We start from the raw sequence: 17749 nt of genomic DNA, 5'->3' as shown, positions 1-17749 counted from the left end.
ACAGATCAATTGGTGCGGCGGAAGCCGCGCTCTCCTCGGGAGACTTAAATGAACTATTCGGCAGAAGTTGAGAAACACTACGAGGTGCGCGGTTGGTACTCCACCGTCCATGAGATCCGGCATGATGGCGGAGAGCCCGGCGACACGCTCATCAAGGTCGCGGTGGGCGTGGTCATCCGCAACCCGTTTGCCGGCAAATTCGTCGCCGATCTCTCCGATATCGTGAACCCCAGCGCGGCCATCGGCCACGCGCTCGGCGAACGCGCCGCATCGCTGCTCGGCAACCGGCCGGTCAACAGCTACGGCAAGGGAGGCATCGCCGGCACGGCCGGCGAACAGGAACATGTCGTCGCCTGCATCACCACGCTGTTCGGCGACCCGCTGCGCGAGCAGGTGGGCGGTGGCAGGGCCTGGATCTCGTCGGTCAGCAAGGTCGCCGCTGCCGGCACCGCCATCGACATCCCGCTCGCCCACAAGGATGAGCTCTACATCCGTTCTCACTACGATGCCGTCACCTTCTCCGTGCCGGATGGCCCGCGCCCGGACGAGCTTCTGATTTGCGTCGCCGTCGCGTCGGGACCGCGCGTGCATCAGCGCGTCGGCGGCAAAACCGTCGCCGACCTCGAGACAACCGTTTAGTTCGATCGAACAAGGACACATTCCATGCCCCTGAACATCAAGGACCTGAAGATCACCTCGGCGGATTTCCATCCGCTCGGCAGGCTGCGCGACGAGCATGCCGGCGACAAGGGCAACGTGTTGCCCCGGCTGACCGTCAGCGGTGTCCCGGCAGGCGCGAAAGAGCTCGCCGTCATCTGCCATGATCCGGACGCGCCGCTGGCCAATGGTTTCACCCACTGGGTCGTGTATGGCATCGATCCGTCGACCACCGATCTCTCCGACGCACAGGAAAAGTTCCGCGTCGGACCGAACGGCGCCGGTCACATGCAGTATTACGGACCGCAGCCGCCCGCTGGCCATGGCGAACATCACTATTATTTCTGGGTGTACGCCCTCGACACCAAGGTCGAAGGGACGCCCAACCGGGAGGAGTTCCTCCAGAAATATGCCGGCAACATCATCGAGCAGAACCGGATCGTCGGCATCTACGAAAACAGGTGAACAGCGACCCCGGCGATCAACAAGAACAACAAAAAACGATCGCCGCCGCTGTGTAATGGGAGAATTCGAGAATGACAGACAGCAACGCCACGCGCCAGAAGGTCTTCCAGGAGCTGGTCACGGCGACCAAGATCCTTCTGAACGAGGGGGTCCTGGATACGTTCGGGCACATCAGTGCCCGTGACCCGGAGGATCCGCAAAGCTTCTTCCTTGCCCAGAAGCTCGCGCCGAGCCTGATAACGACCGGCGACATCCTGCGTTTCAATCTCGATGGCGAAACGTCCGACAACCGGCCGTCCTATCTGGAGCGCTACATCCACAGCGAAATCTACAAGGCGCGGCCGGACGTTCAGTGCGTGCTGCACAGCCATTCGCCGGCCGTGCTGCCATACTGCTTTACCGACACGCCGTTGCGTCCAGTCACGCATATGGGGGCATTCATGGGCGAGGCCGTACCCGTCTATGAAATCCGCGACAAGCAGGGTGACGAGACCGATCTCTTCGGCGGCGGCCGCGACGTCTGCGCGGATATCGCCGAAAGCCTCGGCGACCAGACAGTGGTCCTCATGGCCCGCCACGGCGTGGTGAACGTCGGCAATTCTGTCCGTGAGGTCGTGTTCCGTGCTTTCTATCTCGAGCAGGAAGCCAAGGCGCTCACGGCCGGACTCCAGATCGGCAAGGTCAAATACCTGACGCCCGGCGAGGTTAAGACGGCGGGCGCGCTTGTCGGCAAACAGATCGACCGGGGATGGGATCACTGGTCGCAGCGTCTCAAGGAAAAGGGCCTGGCCTAGCGCCAGCGGGTCTTTGAACATCCCCGGCAGGGCCTGGTCCCTGCCAGGGTATCCGGCCCCCGGATCCTGAAGATTCACCGGGGCCAGAGCGTCAGGCGAAAGCAGTAGAACCATGCCGCACGCACAGAGTTATGACTACATTATCGTCGGGGCCGGATCGGCTGGTTGCGTGCTGGCCAACCGGCTGAGCGCCGACCCGCAGTGTTCCGTGCTGCTGCTCGAGGCTGGTGGCTGGGATCGTGACCCGATGATCCACATTCCGCTCGGGTGGGGCAAGATCCTGACCGAGCGCCGCCACGACTGGATGTATTTCTGCGAGCCTGAGGACAATGTCGGCGGACGCCGCGTCGAGTGCGCGCGCGGCAAGGTCATCGGCGGGTCTTCCTCGACCAATGCCATGGCCTATGTCCGAGGAAATCGCGGTGACTATGACCGCTGGGCCGCCAGCGGGCTTGCCGACTGGTCATACGAAAAGGTCCTGCCTTACTTCCAGAAACAGGAAAGCTGGGAAAAGGGCGGCAGCCGCTTCCGGGGCGGCAACGGCCCGCTCAGCACCCAGTTCTGTCGCTACAAGGACACGCTGATCGATGCCTTCGCGCAGGCCAGCGTCGAGGCGGGCTATCCGCAGACGAACGACTACAATGGCGAGCGGCAGGAAGGTTTCGGCCGCCTCCAGATGACGATCTCGAAAGGCCGCCGCAGCTCGACGGCATCGGCCTATCTGCGCCCGGCCCTGGCACGGCCCAATCTGACCGTGCTGACCGGAGCGACGGCGACGAAGCTCGCCATGGAAGGCACGCGTGCCACCGGCGTGACGATCAGCCATCGCGGCAGCGAACGAACGGTTGTCGCGCACAGGGAGGTCCTGCTCTGCGGCGGTGTCATCAACACGCCGCAGCTGCTGATGCTGTCCGGCATCGGCGCGCCGGATGAACTCGCCGCGCACGGCATCCAGACGCGGGTGAACCTGCCGGCGGTCGGCAAGAACCTGCAGGACCATGTCTCGGTCATCCTGATGTACCGGCGCCGGACCCGGGGCCGTTCCTGCACAACATGCGCGCGGACCGGATCGGGTTCGATTTCCTCAAGACCTATCTGACGGGAAGCGGTTTCTCGGGCGATGTGCCGGGCGGGGTCGTGGCATTCCTGAAAAGCGGCCCGGAGCGGCCGCTGCCGGATGTGCAGTTGCTGTTCACCGCGGCCCCGCTCGCCGCCTGGCCATATTTCAAGCCGTTCAAGGCGCCCTTCGCCGATGGCTTCGCGACACGGATCGTGGCGACGCAGCCGGAAAGCCGGGGAACCGTGAAGCTGGCCTCGACCGATCCGTTGGCTGCCCCGTTGATCCATCAGAACTTCCTCGCCTCGCCGAAGGACTGGGAATCGCTGCGCGCCGGTTTCCGGGTGGCAAGGAATCTCGCCGCTCAACCTTCCATGCAGCCGTTCATCGAGGCCGAGTTCTTCCCCGGTCCCCAATGCCAGAGCGACGACGAGATCGACGAGCATATCCGCAAGACCTCCATCACCGTGCATCACCCGGCCGGTACCTGCCGGATGGGTGTTGATGCAGCCTCCGTCGTCGACCCGGAACTGCGCCTCCGCGGCGTCGACGGCCTGCGCGTGGTGGACGCCTCCATCATGCCTGACCTGGTCTGCGGCAACATCAATGCGGCGGTGATCATGATCGCCGAGAAGGCAGCCGACCTCATCGCGGCGTCGAGAGCAGTAGCGGAAAGCAGGGCAGCGTGATGATCCAACGTATCGCCATCATCGGTCTGGGCACGATGGGACCGGGCATGGCCGCAAGGCTCGCCAGGGGCGGCCTGCATGTGACCGCCTATGACGTCGCCCCGGCGGCGATCGAACGCGCACGCGCCATGCTGGGCACGGCCGAGGGCGTTCTCGATGCGCTGGGCATTGCGGCGCCGGCGGCAGGTGCCGGAACCGTGCGCTTCACCGATGATATCGCCGACGCGGTATCCGGTGCCGACCTCGTCATCGAGAACGTTCCCGAAAACATTGCGATCAAGGCCGACGTCTATCGCGCCATCGACGGTCTGATCCCGTCCGACACGATCGTGGCGTCGGACACGTCGGGCATCCCGATCACCCAGCTGCAGGCGCATATCTCGCATCCCGGGCGGATGGTGGGTATGCACTGGTCGAACCCGCCGCATATCATCCCGATGATCGAGGTGATCGGCGGCGAGAAGACCGCGCCGCAGACCGTGGCGACCATCCGCGAGCTGATCCGCTCGATCGGCCTGTTGCCCGTGGTCGTGAAGAAGGACGTTCCGGGTTTTGTCGAGAACCGCGTGCTCTATGCGCTGCTGCGCGAGGCGGTCGATCTCGTCGAGCGCGGTGTCATCGAGCCGGAGGACCTCGACACCTGCGTGTCCTGGGGCATCGGCTACAAGATCGCCGTCGTCGGCCCGATGGCGCTGCTCGATATGGCGGGCCTCGACATCTACAAGTCCGTCTCGTCCTTCCTGAACGCCGATCTTTCCAATCGTGATGATGTCGCGCCGATGGTGCTGGAGAAGACCGGCGCCGCGAAGCTCGGCATCAAGTCGGGCGAAGGCATATTCTCCTATACGCCCGAGCAGACAAAGGCGCTGCAGGCCGAGCGGGCGCGCAAGCTCGTCGCGGTGCGGCGCATCCTGGAAGGCCGGGAGTAGCCGATGGATCGTACCACGCAGAGAAGCGGCTGGGTCGGAACGCACGGAGGAAGAAGCCATGCGCATTGACACGATCCGGGCAGACGGCGGCAAACCGGCTCACATCCGGCATGACGACCTTATCTCGGTCAAGGGCGTCTCGGTGGTCTATGCCCGGCAGCTGGTGCTCCAGAACATCGATCTTGCGGTACCGAAGGGCTCCTTCGTCTCGCTCATCGGCCCTTCCGGCTGCGGCAAGAGCACCTTGCTCAAGGTGCTGGCCGGGCTGGTCGAGCCGACAAGCGGCAGCGTTTCGATCGGCGGGCTTTCGCCGGTCGAGGCGGCGCGCCGGCGCATGATCGGCGTCGTCTTCCAGGATGCCAACCTGCTGCCGTGGAAGAACGCGGTCGACAACGCTTCCATGCTGCTGTCCATCGCCGACAGATCGCTGTCGCGCGCCGAGTTGCGCGCACGCGGACAGGAGATGCTGGAACTGGTGGGACTCGGCGATGCCGCCCACAAGCGGCCTAACGAATTGTCGGGTGGCATGCGGCAGCGCGTCGCCATCGCCCGGGCCCTGGCGCTCGACCCGGCGGTGCTTTTGATGGACGAGCCTTTCGGAGCCCTCGATGCCATCACCCGCGACTCGATGGGGCAGTCGCTGCTGGAGATCTGGCAGCGCACCGGCAAGACGATCGTGCTCGTCACCCATTCGATCGATGAGGCCATCCACCTGTCACGCCATGTCCATGCCCTCGGCATCAAGCCAGGGCGCATCACCGGCAGCATCGACATCGGCCTGCCGTACCCGCGCGACCTGGCCGTAACGGAAGATCCGGAATTCGTGCGCCTCGTCGTGCAACTGCGCACCATGCTGCGCGCCAGCCATCAACCGGGAGACGCATCATGAGCGATCAACCCATGACCGCCGAGCCGCGTTCGGCCTCCGGTTTCGCCGCCGCGACAAGCAGCTGGCTGCCTGCCGTCATTCTGCTGCTGGCCACGATCGTGGCCTGGGAAGCGATTGTTCGGATCTTCGCCATTTCGCCCTTCATCATCCCGGCTCCGTCGGAGATCGGGCGATCACTGGTCGCGCAATGGGGAACGCTGATGCAGGCCACGCTGGTGACGGCGGCCGAGATCCTGCTCGGCTTCGTCGTCTCGGTCGTGGTCGGCGTCGCCATCGCGCTGGTCATCGTGCGGTTCGACTGGCTGGGACGGGCGCTCTATCCGCTGGTGGTGCTGTTCCAGAACGTGCCCAAGGTGGCACTGGCCCCGATCTTCATCCTCTGGTTCGGTTACGGACTGGCACCCAAGATCGGCCTGATCCTGGTCATCGCCTTCTTCCCGGTCACGCTGTCGATGCTGGCCGGCATGCAGTCGGTGGACCGCTCGTTGCTGTCGCTGATGAATTCGGTCGGCGCCAGCCGCACGCAGATCCTGTTCCGGATCCGGGTTCCGCATTCGCTGCCCAATCTGATGGCCGGCACCAAGATCGCCGCCACGCTGAGTGTCATCGGCGCCATCGTCGGCGAGTTCGCCGGCGCCTCGGACGGGCTGGGCTACGTCATCCAGTTCGCCTCGACACAGCTCGATACGGCGCTGGTCTTCGCAGCGCTGCTGCTCGTCTCTGTTCTCGGCATCGCCTTCTACTACGCGGCCGAGATCCTCGAACGCATCGTGGTGCCGTGGGCACCGAAATTCAGCCACGCCTAGGGTTCTGGGCAGTCAAGGGAAGGATCGAACAATGCTGAGACGCTCACTCATCAAGGCGGCCACGCTTGCGGCATTTGCCGGTGCGCTTGGCTTCTCCGGCGCAGCGCTTGCCGCCGACACCGTCAACGTCCAGCTCGACTGGGTGGTGCGCGGCAACCATGCCATGTTCTTCGTCGCCAAGGAAAAGGGCTTCTTCGCCAAGAACGACATCGATCTCGCCGAAATCCGCAAGGGCTCGGGTTCGCCGGACGCCATGCGACTGGTGGGCAACGAGAATGCCGATTTCGGTTTCGGCGACCTGCCCACGCTCGCCGTCGCGCGGTCGCAGAAGGTTCCGGTCGTGGCGCTGGCCGCCGTCAACCAGCGCTCACCGCTGGCGATCATCTCGCTGGCCAAGACTTTGAAGCTCAGCAAGCCGGAAGACCTCAAGGGGCTGACCATCGGCATCCACCCGGCCGGATCGACCTATATCTTCTTCAGGGGGTTCCTGGCCGCCAACGGCCTGACCGAGAAAGACATGACGCTGAACAGCGTCTCGCCGCCCTATGAGAGCTATCTGCTGCTCGGACGGGTGCAGACGGTCGTCGGCTATGTCGACGCCGAGGTTCCGGAACTCGAAGCCAAGGCGGGCGGTCCCGGTTCGCTCAGCATCATGATGGGCGCGGACCATGGCTGGAAGGCCTACGGCTCCGGTCTGTTCACCTCGGAGAAGATGATCAAGGACAAGCCCGACGTCGTGCGCCGTTTCGTCAAGGCCTATCGCGAAGCCTTCGACTATGTCGTCGCTCATCCCGAAGAGGCCGCCGAGATCACGGCCAAGGCAGCGCCCGGCTATGCCGGCAAGAAGGACGTGCTGCTGGCACAGATCAACGCCGACATCGCCTCGACCTTCACCAGCGAAGAAACCAAGGAACACGGCCTCGGCTGGATGAGCAAGACGCAGTGGGAAGAGACGCTGAAGACGCTCAGCGATCAGGGCGTGCTCAAGGCGCCGCTGTCGGCGGACGAGACCTTCACCGACAAATTCCTGGCGAAGGAATAGGCGCAATGCGTGAGGGGCACGGATCGATGGGCGCCTATCTGCACACCAGGCCATCCTGCCAGGTGTCGCAGGACACGGCGCGCGTGCCTTTCTCCGCATCGGTGCGGTCGAGCGCGATCTGGACGCGGGTCGCATATGCGCGGGCCGACAGGCCGCACCACAAGCGCTCGACCGGCAGGTTTTCGCGCTTGTCGTTGAGGATGGTGAAGGTGCCGGTCGCGGCGTCGAACCAGAGTTCGACACGGGCGCTCTTGCCCGGTTCGACCGTCGCGATCCCGGCCGAATACCAGTGGGCGAAGTCGGCGTTGCATGACAGGCCTTCCTCGCCGGAATTCGAAATCGTCAGCGGCACCATGGCAAGCCCGTCGGTGCCGGTGCGGACGGTGACGTGGTGCAACTCAACCGCGTTGGCAAAGGGTGCGAACGCCAGCGCTAACGGGAGGACATAACGGATCTTCACTTCGAATAGGCTCCGGAAGCAATTTTTCCGAAAGTCTATCTCTCTTCTGCGTAATGACAACAAGAATATCAACCGGAAGGCAACAAAAGAGGGTAACATGTTAAAGATTCTCAAAAGCAGCGTAAGTGCAGTTATACTTAGTAGTGTCTTATTGGGTGGCGCGGTTGCTGGCGAAGTCAAGTCGATCGCCATCCTGACGCCCGAAGAGGGCACCGACTACGGCTGGAACCAGCAGGGCATCGATGCCGCCAAGGCGGCCGGCAAGGCCGCCGGTGTCGAAGTGGTCGTGGCCCAGGGCCTCGGCTATGGCGACGTTCGTCCCACGCTTCGGGAACTCGCCTCGGACGGTGCCAGCCTGCTGATCGCCCATGCCAGCGGCTACAACACATCGGCGCCGGAGATCGCCAAGGAAACCAAGGTTCCGGTGGCGATCGTCGATACGCCGAATGGACTGGAGAAGGGCCTCGTCGCCGACTATACGCTGAGCGGCCATGAGGGCGCCTATCTGGCCGGCCGTCTCGCTGCCAAGATGTCGCGCTCGAAGTCGGTCGGCATCGTCGTCTCCGGCGAACCGCCATCCTGGAACTCGCAATCGGCTGCCTTCGCGCAGGGCGTGAAGGCGGAGAACCCGGACGTCAAGATCACCTATGCGGTGATCGGGCCCGCCGCCTATAGCGATGCGGCCGGCGGCAAGCGCGTCGCCGAAAGCGTGATCGCCTCGGGTGCCGACATCATCTTCGGCCAGGGCAACGGTTCCAGCTTCGGCATGCTGCAGGCGGTCGAGACGACCAAGGCCGCGGATGGCGGCAAGGTCTATTTCATCGACGTCATTGGCGACAAGTCGCCGATCGACAAGGGCTTCCTGCTGTCGTCGGTGGTTTGGAACATCGAGCCTGTCTACGCCGCCATGATCGCCGACCTCAAGGCCGACACCTTCGGCAGCAAGCACTACACGATCGGCCTGAAGGACGATTCCGTGAAACTCTTGAAGACCGCCGCGATCCCGGACAAGGTCTGGTCCGAGGTCCAGGCGGTGCGCGAGGACATCATCTCCGGCAAGATCAAGGTCGAGCCGGTCTATGATGCCGCCGCCGTCAGGGCGCTGATGACAAGCGTCGCCCAGTAAGGCGATCAAGGTCAGATGCCGAAGGGGCGATCAGTTCGTCCCTTCGGACCAATCCCCGTTTTCAGGGCCGGGCTTTCATGAGCAATGCTTCCTCGTCATCCGTTGGCGACATCGTCACACTCGAAGGCGTTACCAAACGCTTTCCGGGCATCGTCGCCAATGACGGCATCGACCTGTCGATCCGACCGGGCGAAGTGCATGTGCTGCTCGGCGAGAACGGGGCGGGAAAATCCACGCTGATCGGCATGCTGTCCGGCCTGCAGCAGCCGGACGAAGGACGCATCCTGGTCGACGGCAGGCCGACACCGATCACATCGCCGCGCCAGGCGCTGGCGCTTGGTATCGGCACGGTGTTCCAGCACATGATGCTGGTGCCGACGCTGACCGTGGCGGAAAACCTGCTGCTCGGCGGCCCCTGGTGGCAACGCCCCAGAACGGAGGAACTCGCGGCGCGCGTCGCCGAAATCAGCAAGAGCCTCGGCATCGTCGTCAAGCTGCATGCCAGGGTGTCGGAGCTTTCGCTGGGCGAACAGCAGCAGGTCGAGATCGTGCGCGCCATGGTGCGCAACAGCCGGCTGCTGATCCTCGACGAATCCACCTCGATGCTGACGCCGCAAGGCATCGAAGAGCTTGGCGCGCTGATGCGTCGCCTCGTCGAACAGGGGCTGGCGATCGTCTTCATCACCCACAAGCTCAAGGAGGCGGCTGCCTTCGGCGACCGTATCTCGGTGCTGAAGCTCGGCCGCAAGGTCGGCGAAATCCCGCCGGAACGTTTTCGCGCGCTTGGCGAGCAGGAGATCATCTCCGAGATCGTCGAATTGATGTTCGGCAAGCAGAAGGATGATCCGGAAGCGGCGGAGCGTCCCGTTGCTTCGGTCCACGCGGAGGCTGCGCCGCTGCTTCAGGTCACCGACCTCACGGTGGCGGCGACCGACAACGCGCCTGGGCTGTCGTCGATCTCCTTCGATATCCGCCCAGGCGAGATCCTCGGCATTGCCGGCATCGATGGCAACGGCCAGAAACAGCTGGCGGAGGCGCTGTCAGGCCAGCGCGCGGCGACCGGCGGTTCGGTGCGACTGGAGGGCGTCGCCATCGAGACGCTGAGCGTCGGCGAGCGCAGCAGACGCGGCCTGCGCTACCTGACCGACGACCGGCTGGGCGAGGGCACGGTCGGCACCTTCCCGGTCTCGATCAACTTCTTCCTCAAGCAGGTCGGCGCCGCGCCGTTCTGGCGCAGCGGCGTCGAGCAGCGCGCCGAGATCGACCGGCGCGCCGCCGAACTGGTGCGCGAATACGACGTACGCACGCCGAGCCTTAAGACGCCCGTCGCGCGGCTCTCGGGTGGCAACATCCAGAAGGTGCTTCTGGCCCGCGAATTGGCGGAGGGCGCAAGGGTGGTGATCTTCAACAAGCCCACCTACGGGCTCGATCTCGCCAACACGCTGGCGTCGCGCCAGCGCATCCGCGACGCCGCCCAAAGCGGCCTCGCCGTGCTGCTGATCTCCACCGACCTCGAGGAGCTGCTCAGCATCTGCAACCGCATTGCCGTCATGGCCAACGGAGCCCTGGTCGGCACCGTCGCCAATGCCGACGATGCCCGCACCAGGGTCGGCCGCCTGATGATCGGACTAGCCGCATGAGCATCGACACCGCCCCCACCGTCAGCGCTACCGCTCTCGATGCCACCAGCGGCGTCGCCGTGCGCCGCGACATCCTGCGCCGGCTGCTGATGACCGTCGGTCCGATCCTGGCCGCGCTCGTCATCGCCGGCTGCATCCTGCTTGCCGTCGGCGTCGATCCACTCGCCTATTATGGCTATGTGCTGGAAAAGGGGCTGTTCTCGCCGCTTGGCATCCAGCAGACGCTGACGCGCATGGCGCCGCTTCTCTTCCTCGCCGCCGGCCTGATCGTCGCCTTCCGTGCCGGCATGTGGAATCTCGGTGGCGACGGCCAGTTCCTGCTCGGCGCGGTCACGGCGGCGGCCAGTGCACCGTTCTTCGTCGGGATCATGCCGGCCTGGCTTGCCCTGTTCTGTGCGTTCCTCGTCGCCACGCTTGTCGCGATGGCCTGGTCGCTGGTGCCGGCACTGCTGCGCGCCTATCAGGGCGTCAACGAGATCATCACCACGCTGATGATGACGTTCCTCGGCACCTCGCTCGCCAATGTTCTGGTCAAGCTGTTGTTCCGCGACCCAGGCACCACCGTGCCGCAGACGCGAACCCTGCCGGTGGAGGACCGGTTGCCGCGCCTGTTCGACACCACCATCACCAGCGGCCTGCTGTTCGGCCTGGCCGCGATCATCATCGTGCACCTGGTGATGACGCGGACGGCCTTCGGACTGAAATTACGGATCGTCGGCGCCAATCCCCGGGCGGCGATCCATGCCGGGCTCGGCGTGCCCGGCCTGACCATCGCCGTCTTCGCCATTTCGTCCGGGCTGGCGGGCCTTGCCGGTGCCATCGACATCATCGGCGTGCAGGGCAACGTCCGTGCAGACTGGAACCCCGCCTATGGGCTGGCGGTCATCCCGGCGGTGTTCCTCGCCCGTATGAACGGCTTTGCCGCCATCGGTTTCGTGTTCCTGCTTTCGGTGCTGTCGATCGGCGGCGAGAGCGCGGCACGGCGGCTCGGCGTGCCCAATCATTTCACGCTGGTGCTGGTGTCGATCGTGCTGATCGTGCTCGCCCTCGCTGAATATGTCGACCACCGCTACAACCAGTCGAGAAAGGCCTGACGCATGACCGGGCTGTTCAGCGAAGTCTTTCTCAGCGCGCTGCTGTTCGGCGCGGTCACCGCGGCCATCCCGCTTCTGCTTGCCGGGCTTGGCGAGCAGATGTCGGAAAAAGCCGGCGTGCTCAACATCGGCATCGAAGGCATGATGCTGGCCGGCGCCTATCTCGGCTTCGTCGGCGCCTTCTATTCCGGCTCGCTGTGGCTGGGTTTCCTGACCGGTGCCGCCGGCGGCGTCGCGGTGGCGCTGGTCATGGCGCTCTTGTGCGTGCGCATCGGCCTGAACCAGATCGTCATCGGCATCGCGCTGACGCTCGGGCTTGAAGGACTGACGGCGCTTCTGCACCACTTTCAGTTCTCACGCAGCTATCCCCGTTTGCCGGCCCCGAACCCGACCGTAATTCCGACGTTGGCGGACATTCCGGTGGTGGGGCCGGCCTTTTTCAAACATCACCTGATCGTCTACCTGGCTGTCGCCCTGGTGTTCGCCATGGGCTACCTCTACCGGCGCACGCAGCTCGGCCTCAACCTGCAGGCCGCCGGCGACAAGCCGGCCGCGCTCGACGTTGCCGGGATCGACGTCATCAGGACCCGTACCATCGCCGTGCTGTCCACCGGTGCGCTGGCCGGGCTCGGCGGTGCCTATCTCGCCAATGTCGGGGCGGGGCTGTTCATTCCCTTCATCACCAACGGTGCCGGTTTCCTCGGCATCGTGCTGGCCATGCTGGCGCGGGGTCGGCCGATCTGGGTGCTGTTCGGTGCGCTGCTGTTCGGCGTCTGCCTGTCGCTGACCACGGCCATGCAGGTGGCGGGCATCAACATCCCGACCGATGTCATCCAGATGCTGCCGTTCCTGGCGGTGATGATCATGCTGGTGCTGTTCGGACGGCGGGCCAGCCTGCCGGCTGCACTCGGAATTCCCTATGAGCGCGGCGCGCGCTGACCACAATGGATGCGCGGACGGGAGCCGCGCCAAAACAGGAGGCAAGAATGTCGGATACCAAGGTCTACCTGCTCGACGGCGGCTCGCTCGTCCTCGATGGCTATCATGTGTTCTGGAACCGCGGCCCGGGCGGTGAAGTCCGCTTTCCGGTCTATTCGATCCTGATCGAGCATGCAGAAGGCCGCTTCCTCATCGACACTGGCTTCGACTACGACCACGTCATGAAGGTGCTGCCGTTCGAAAAGCCGATCCAGGAGAAGCACCAGACCATTCCGGGTGCGTTGGCGTTGCTTGGGCTGGAACCGAAGGATATCGACGTCGTCGTCAACTCGCACTTCCATTTCGACCACTGCGGCGGCAACAAATATTTCCCGCACGCCAAGAAGATCTGTCATCGCACGGAAGTGCCGCAGGCCTGCAATCCGCAGCCCTTCGAACATCTCGGCTATTCCGACCTGAGCTTCTCGGCGGAGGCGGCGGAAGCGCGCGGCGCGACGGCGCAACTGCTGGCAGGCACCACACGCGCCAATTCGACCTTCGAGGGGATCGATGGCGACATCGAACTTGCCAAAGGTGTGAAGCTGATTTCGACGCCAGGCCATTCGATCGGCCACTACAGCCTTCTGGTGGAGTTCCCCAGGCGCCAGCCGATCCTGTTCACGATCGATGCCGCCTACACCCAGAAGAGCCTGGAGACGCTGTGCCAGGCTGCCTTCCACATCGACCCGGTCGCGGGCGTCAATTCGATGCGCAAGGTGCAGAAGCTGGCTGCGGACCATGGTGCGGAGCTGATGTATTCGCACGACATGGACAACTTCAAAACCTACCGGACCGGCACGCAGTTCTACGGCTGAGCGCCACCGGAGCGTTTCCGTTTTTCGGGGAAACGCTCTGACGTTTTGTTCTTACTCAATTCCGAACGCAAAGCCGCGACGCGCCTTTGCTGGAATTGCTCCAATCGGGAGACGGAAAATGCGCTACCTCGAACACGCCGATCCGGTGATCACGCTGACCGCGGGGCCGGTGGACGCTTATGCAAAAGTGCTGCGCGGCCTTGGCCGCACGGTGCTCTACGACTACGATCCGGCGTTCCAGATCTTCTACGAGAAGGTGATCGACAAGGCGCAGAAGGCGATGCGGCTGTCGAACAGGCCGCTGATCCTGCATGGCGAACCGGTGCTGGGCCTCGAAGCGGCGGCGGCATCGCTGATCACGCCCGACGATGTCGTGCTGAACCTCGCCTCCGGCGTCTACGGCAAGGGCTTCGGCTACTGGGCGAAGCGCTACTCGCCAAACCTGCTCGAGATTGAAGTGCCCTACAATGAGGCGATCGACCCGCAGGCGGTTGCCGAGATGCTGAAGAAGCATCCGGAAATCAGCATCGTGTCGGTCTGCCACCACGACACGCCGTCGGGCACCATCAATCCGATCGATGCCATCGGCGCGCTGGTGTCGGCCCACGGCGCCTATCTGATCGTCGATGCCGTTTCGTCCTTCGGCGGCATGAAGACGCATCCGGAAGACTGCAAGGCCGACATCTACGTCACCGGCCCGAACAAATGCCTGGGTGCGCCTCCCGGCCTGACGCTGATGGGCGTCAGCGAACGCGGCTGGGCCAGGATGAAGGCCAACAAGGCGGCGCCGCGGGCTTCGATGCTGAGCATCGTCGACTGGGAAAATGCGTGGTCCCGCGAGCAGCCTTTCCCGTTCACGCCATCCGTCGCTGAGGTCAACGGGCTCGACGCCGCGCTCGACCTTTATCTCGAGGAGGGGCCGGAAGCTGTGTGGGCGCGTCACGCGCTGACGGCAAAGGCCATGCGCGCCGGCGTCGCCGCGATGGGCCTGTCGATCTGGGCGGCCAGCGAGGCGATAGCGTCGCCGACCACCACCGCCGTGCGCACGCCTGAAGGCATCGATGAGAAGGCGCTGCGCCAAGCCGCGCGTGCCCGCTACGGCGTGGTGTTCTCGTCGGGCCGCGGCGAAACGCTGGGCAGGTTGACGCGCATCGGCCACATGGGTCCGACGGCGCAGCCGATCTATGCGATCGCTGCGCTGACCGCGCTCGGCGGCGCCATGAACGCTGCCGGCCAGAAGCTTGCAATCGGCAAGGGCATCGACGCTGCGCTGGCCGTCATCGACGCCGACGCCTGAACACACATCACAAGATTGAGCTTAAGGGAGAGATTTCATGACTGAACGGCTAGCGGGAAAGACGGCCCTGGTGACGGGCGCCGCGCAAGGCATCGGCAAGGCGATCGCGGCGCGGCTGGCCGCCGATGGTGCGACCGTCATCATCAGTGACATCAACGCCGAGGGTGCCAAGGCCGCTGCCGCGTCGATCGGTGGAAAAGCGAAGGCGATTGCTGCAGACATCTCCGACCCTGCATCGGTGAAGGCGCTGTTTGCCGAGATCCAGGCGCTGTCCGGCGGCCTCGACATCCTCGTCAACAACGCCAGCATCGTGCCTTTCATCGCCTGGGACGATGTCGACATCGACCATTGGCGCAGGATCATCGACGTCAACCTGACCGGCACTTTCATAGTCACCCGCGCGGCAACCGACCAGATGCGGGCGGCAGACAAGGCGGGGCGGGTAATCAGCATCGCCTCCAACACTTTCTTCGCCGGCACGCCTAATATGGCAGCCTATGTCGCGGCCAAGGGTGGCGTCATCGGTTTCACCCGGGCGCTGGCGACGGAACTCGGCAAATACAACATCACGGCCAATGCGGTGACGCCCGGCCTGATCGAGAGCGACGGCGTCAAGGCGAGCCCGCACAACGAGGCATTCGGTTTCGTCGAGATGCTGCAGGCGATGAAAGGCAAGGGCCAGCCCGAGCACATCGCCGACGTCGTGTCTTTCCTCGCCTCCGACGACGCGCGCTGGATCACCGGCCAGACCCTCAACGTCGATGCCGGCATGGTGCGGCACTAGAGCATTTTGTAGCCAAGTGGAATCACTTGGCGTTACAAAAATGCGACGAAAACAAAACCTAGAGCGTTTCCGCGGTTCCGTGAAAAACGGAAACGCTCTAGGTCCAGCCTGAGCTAGCGAACGGATTTCAGGAATGCGCCGAGACGGGGGCTGCGCGGCTGGCGCGGCACTTCGGCCGGCGCGATTCCACGGATCCCCCTATCGATGGCTCGAAAGCAGATGGGACAGTTTGGCGGCCGTCGATTTCACGAAGGTCGCCATGTCAGTCTCTTCGAAGCGGTCGTGCATCCTGCCACTCATGCCGACGATGCCAACGGTGAGGAAAACGTTTCCGTGTTCGAAGGTGACGGGTGCCGCGAGCGCGAACACTCCCGGATCGAACTCCATGTCGTTGACTGCATATCCTCGCTGACGCACGGCACTCAACTGTTGGCGAATTTCGGCGCGGTCGACGGTGGTTCCGGCCTGAAATCGGGGGATGTCTTCGCTGAGCGCATTTTCGACGAAATCCTCGTTCTGGAACGCCAGCATCGCCTTGCCGCTCGCGGTGGCATGGTATGGAAATTCATAGCCCGGATGGATCAATGAGGTCGACGCTTCCTGTGGGAAGGCGAAGGCTTCCAGCTTGATCTTGCCTCCCACCAGACGGCAGATGAAGGCAACTTCCTGGACCTTGTTTGCCAGCTCCAGCAGCAGCGGCGAGGCGACCTTTTCAATCGGAGCGTCACCGAAGCTCAGGTTCAGCAGCCGCCACAGCCGGGGCCCGACGAGGTAGACCTTGCGGTTTGGCGCTGTTTCCAGATAACCGACATCGAGAAGCGTGTTGGTTATGCGGTGCGCCGACGACACCGGTATCTGCGCCGCGCTCGCAATATCCTGGAGTGTCAATCCCGACGACGAAAACGCGACAGCGTCCAGGACCGTCGCGATGCGCCTCAGGGGGCTGGACCCTTTCTCAGAGACCTTGTCATTCGTTTTCGACATTCGGTTGGTTCCGTGTTCGCTCATGCGAATTCGTCAGCTTGCGTTACAGATCGGGAAGAAAGATCTTCCTGGGGTTCATCATGTTTCGTGGGTCGAGCGCATGCTTGATAGATCGCATAACGGCAAGACCCGCACCGTGTTCTGCCTCCAGATATTGCCGTTTTCCGAGGCCGATGCCGTGTTCTCCACTGACGGTTCCCCCGAAGCCGAGCGCGCGTTCGACGAGCCTGGCATGAAGGCGCTCTGCTTCTCCGATCTCCGATTCCGACTCGGGATCGATCAAAATAGCAAGATGGAAGTTTCCGTCGCCGACATGGCCGACCATCGGGGCGCATAGCCTCGTCGATTTCAGATCGACCTGTGTCTCGGCGATGCATTCGGCCAGACTGGACAGGGGAACGCAGACATCCGTCACCATCGCCCTGGCGCCCGGTCTTAGCAGCGGCTCTGCATGGGCCGCATTGTGCCGGGCCCTCCAGATCTCCGCACGCTGTTCGGACGTCGAAGCCAGATGCACGGATTTCGCGCCATATTGTCCCAAAAGTTCCTGGATCGCGGGGCCGGTTTCGTCCAGGGGAGCGACGCTCGAATGAAATTCGAGGAAAATCGTCGGCAGCCGCTCGTAGTCGAGCTTTTCGTATCTGCACACCGCTTCGAGTGCGAGTTCGTCCATGAATTCCGCTCTGGCGACGGGATATCCGAGCTGCATCAGGAGAACGACGAACTCGACGGCCGGGCGCATGTCTTCAAACACGGCGCGCAATGCCAGAACGTGTTCCGGGATCGGATGGAGGCGCAGCGTCAGTTTTGTTATGACGCCCAAGGTGCCTTCCGACCCGACGAAGAGTTTCGTGAGGTCGTAGCCGGACGAGGACTTCCTGGCACGACCTCCGGTCTGGACCACGGTTCCATCAGCGAGCACGACTTCCAGCCCGACGACATTGTCCCGCATCGAGCCATATTTGACCGTCATCGTCCCCGATGCCCTGGTGGCTGCCATCCCGCCGAGCGTCGCGTCGGCTCCCGGGTCGACGGGAAAGTTGAGACCCGTGTCGCGCAGAAAGGAGTTCAGTGCCGAGCGGGTGCATCCTGCCTCGACGGTGCAATCCATGTCGGAAGCGTTCACCGCCAGAATCGCGTCCATGCCGGCTAGGTCGATCGAGAAGTCCGCCGCACACCGCGTTGACGCTGCCTTCCATGGCGCTGCCGGTTCCGTAGGGAACCACAGGAACACCGTATCCTG

At 63.8% G+C, this 17749-nt stretch carries 17 protein-coding genes and 1 pseudogene; 15 read left to right on the top strand and 3 right to left on the bottom strand.

Translation table 11 applies throughout. The features are described from left to right. Positions 1-48 precede the first annotated feature (48 nt). The 8 genes and pseudogenes from ACFJIU_RS19800 (at position 49) to ACFJIU_RS19765 (ending at position 7328) form a co-directional block, all read left to right on the top strand. Positions 49-639, top strand: a complete 591-nt coding sequence (locus tag ACFJIU_RS19800; protein WP_379062749.1) for an amino acid synthesis family protein — start codon at positions 49-51, stop codon at positions 637-639. Positions 640-663: 24 nt separating this feature from the next. Further along, positions 664-1122 carry a YbhB/YbcL family Raf kinase inhibitor-like protein gene (locus ACFJIU_RS19795; RefSeq protein ID WP_129411166.1) on the top strand — a complete coding sequence of 153 codons (459 nt, stop codon included), beginning with the start codon at positions 664-666 and terminating at the stop codon, positions 1120-1122. A 71-nt stretch (positions 1123-1193) separates the two neighbouring features. Further along, positions 1194-1916 (top strand): class II aldolase/adducin family protein, encoded by a 723-nt coding sequence (locus ACFJIU_RS19790; protein WP_379062747.1) that lies wholly within the window; start codon positions 1194-1196, stop codon positions 1914-1916. Between the two features lie 112 nt (positions 1917-2028). Continuing rightward, positions 2029-3662 (top strand): annotated as a pseudogene (locus ACFJIU_RS19785) (GMC family oxidoreductase). Continuing rightward, entirely contained in the window at positions 3662-4591 is a 930-nt protein-coding gene (gene fhmpcd1, locus ACFJIU_RS19780; protein ID WP_379073173.1) for a 5-formyl-3-hydroxy-2-methylpyridine 4-carboxylate 5-dehydrogenase, read from the top strand. The pseudogene ACFJIU_RS19785 and the gene fhmpcd1 overlap by 1 nt, the downstream one beginning before the upstream one ends. Positions 4592-4649: 58 nt before the next feature. Beyond that, positions 4650-5480 (top strand): ABC transporter ATP-binding protein, encoded by an 831-nt coding sequence (locus ACFJIU_RS19775; RefSeq protein WP_379062745.1) that lies wholly within the window; start codon positions 4650-4652, stop codon positions 5478-5480. Continuing rightward, positions 5477-6286 (top strand): ABC transporter permease, encoded by an 810-nt coding sequence (locus ACFJIU_RS19770; protein ID WP_379062743.1) that lies wholly within the window; start codon positions 5477-5479, stop codon positions 6284-6286. Before ACFJIU_RS19775 ends, ACFJIU_RS19770 begins: the two co-directional genes overlap by 4 nt. A 31-nt stretch (positions 6287-6317) precedes the next feature. Next, entirely contained in the window at positions 6318-7328 is a 1011-nt protein-coding gene (locus ACFJIU_RS19765) for an ABC transporter substrate-binding protein (RefSeq protein ID WP_379062741.1), read from the top strand. A 34-nt stretch (positions 7329-7362) separates the two neighbouring features. On the opposite strand, the gene ACFJIU_RS19760 is transcribed toward ACFJIU_RS19765, so the two are convergent. Further along, positions 7363-7788, bottom strand: a complete 426-nt coding sequence (locus ACFJIU_RS19760) for a hypothetical protein (RefSeq protein ID WP_379062739.1) — start codon at positions 7786-7788, stop codon at positions 7363-7365. 151 nt (positions 7789-7939) lie between these two features. Between ACFJIU_RS19760 and ACFJIU_RS19755 the strand changes: the two genes are divergently transcribed. The 7 genes from ACFJIU_RS19755 (at position 7940) to ACFJIU_RS19725 (ending at position 15522) form a co-directional block, all read left to right on the top strand. Next, positions 7940-8914 carry a BMP family protein gene (locus tag ACFJIU_RS19755; protein ID WP_379062737.1) on the top strand — a complete coding sequence of 325 codons (975 nt, stop codon included), beginning with the start codon at positions 7940-7942 and terminating at the stop codon, positions 8912-8914. Between the two features lie 77 nt (positions 8915-8991). Next, a complete protein-coding gene (locus ACFJIU_RS19750) occupies positions 8992-10554 on the top strand; it encodes an ABC transporter ATP-binding protein (RefSeq protein WP_379062735.1) in 1563 nt (520 codons plus the stop codon). Then, a complete protein-coding gene (locus tag ACFJIU_RS19745; RefSeq protein ID WP_379062733.1) occupies positions 10551-11648 on the top strand; it encodes an ABC transporter permease in 1098 nt (365 codons plus the stop codon). The genes ACFJIU_RS19750 and ACFJIU_RS19745 overlap by 4 nt, the downstream gene beginning before the upstream one ends. A 3-nt stretch (positions 11649-11651) precedes the next feature. Beyond that, positions 11652-12587: an ABC transporter permease gene (locus ACFJIU_RS19740; RefSeq protein WP_379062731.1), complete on the top strand. Its 936-nt coding sequence runs from the start codon at positions 11652-11654 to the stop codon at positions 12585-12587. 47 nt (positions 12588-12634) lie between these two features. Next, the gene (locus tag ACFJIU_RS19735; RefSeq protein WP_379062729.1) at positions 12635-13441 is read left to right on the top strand and encodes a 4-pyridoxolactonase; all 807 of its coding nucleotides are present in this window, start codon (positions 12635-12637) and stop codon (positions 13439-13441) included. 118 nt (positions 13442-13559) lie between these two features. Continuing rightward, positions 13560-14738, top strand: a complete 1179-nt coding sequence (gene ppaT, locus ACFJIU_RS19730; protein ID WP_379062727.1) for a pyridoxamine--pyruvate transaminase — start codon at positions 13560-13562, stop codon at positions 14736-14738. Between the two features lie 37 nt (positions 14739-14775). Continuing rightward, a complete protein-coding gene (locus ACFJIU_RS19725; RefSeq protein WP_379062725.1) occupies positions 14776-15522 on the top strand; it encodes an SDR family NAD(P)-dependent oxidoreductase in 747 nt (248 codons plus the stop codon). Between the two features lie 198 nt (positions 15523-15720). Here ACFJIU_RS19725 and ACFJIU_RS19720 read toward each other — a convergent pair whose 3' ends face one another. Further along, positions 15721-16506: an IclR family transcriptional regulator gene (locus ACFJIU_RS19720; protein ID WP_379062723.1), complete on the bottom strand. Its 786-nt coding sequence runs from the start codon at positions 16504-16506 to the stop codon at positions 15721-15723. Between the two features lie 43 nt (positions 16507-16549). Continuing rightward, positions 16550-17650 (bottom strand): FAD-binding oxidoreductase, encoded by a 1101-nt coding sequence (locus ACFJIU_RS19715; protein ID WP_379062721.1) that lies wholly within the window; start codon positions 17648-17650, stop codon positions 16550-16552. Positions 17651-17749: the final 99 nt, after the last annotated feature.

The sequence above is a fragment of the Mesorhizobium sp. UC74_2 genome (assembly GCF_042701485.1).
Classification (GTDB): Bacteria; Pseudomonadota; Alphaproteobacteria; order Rhizobiales; family Rhizobiaceae; genus Mesorhizobium.
The sequence above is the reverse complement of the archived record's forward strand: the minus strand, read 5'-3'. Positions and strand labels throughout refer to the sequence as shown.

Coding starts and splice junctions, on each gene's coding strand:
- ppaT (WP_379062727.1), top strand. CDS start 13,560: ATGCGCTACCTCGAACACGCCGATCCGGTGATCACGCTGACCGCGGGG.
- ACFJIU_RS19745 (WP_379062733.1), top strand. CDS start 10,551: ATGAGCATCGACACCGCCCCCACCGTCAGCGCTACCGCTCTCGATGCC.
- fhmpcd1 (WP_379073173.1), top strand. CDS start 3,662: ATGATCCAACGTATCGCCATCATCGGTCTGGGCACGATGGGACCGGGC.
- ACFJIU_RS19720 (WP_379062723.1), bottom strand. CDS start 16,506: ATGTCGAAAACGAATGACAAGGTCTCTGAGAAAGGGTCCAGCCCCCTG.
- ACFJIU_RS19800 (WP_379062749.1), top strand. CDS start 49: ATGAACTATTCGGCAGAAGTTGAGAAACACTACGAGGTGCGCGGTTGG.
- ACFJIU_RS19795 (WP_129411166.1), top strand. CDS start 664: ATGCCCCTGAACATCAAGGACCTGAAGATCACCTCGGCGGATTTCCAT.
- ACFJIU_RS19775 (WP_379062745.1), top strand. CDS start 4,650: ATGCGCATTGACACGATCCGGGCAGACGGCGGCAAACCGGCTCACATC.
- ACFJIU_RS19790 (WP_379062747.1), top strand. CDS start 1,194: ATGACAGACAGCAACGCCACGCGCCAGAAGGTCTTCCAGGAGCTGGTC.
- ACFJIU_RS19740 (WP_379062731.1), top strand. CDS start 11,652: ATGACCGGGCTGTTCAGCGAAGTCTTTCTCAGCGCGCTGCTGTTCGGC.
- ACFJIU_RS19715 (WP_379062721.1), bottom strand. CDS start 17,650: ATGGACGCGATTCTGGCGGTGAACGCTTCCGACATGGATTGCACCGTC.
- ACFJIU_RS19750 (WP_379062735.1), top strand. CDS start 8,992: ATGAGCAATGCTTCCTCGTCATCCGTTGGCGACATCGTCACACTCGAA.
- ACFJIU_RS19725 (WP_379062725.1), top strand. CDS start 14,776: ATGACTGAACGGCTAGCGGGAAAGACGGCCCTGGTGACGGGCGCCGCG.
- ACFJIU_RS19770 (WP_379062743.1), top strand. CDS start 5,477: ATGAGCGATCAACCCATGACCGCCGAGCCGCGTTCGGCCTCCGGTTTC.
- ACFJIU_RS19765 (WP_379062741.1), top strand. CDS start 6,318: ATGCTGAGACGCTCACTCATCAAGGCGGCCACGCTTGCGGCATTTGCC.
- ACFJIU_RS19735 (WP_379062729.1), top strand. CDS start 12,635: ATGTCGGATACCAAGGTCTACCTGCTCGACGGCGGCTCGCTCGTCCTC.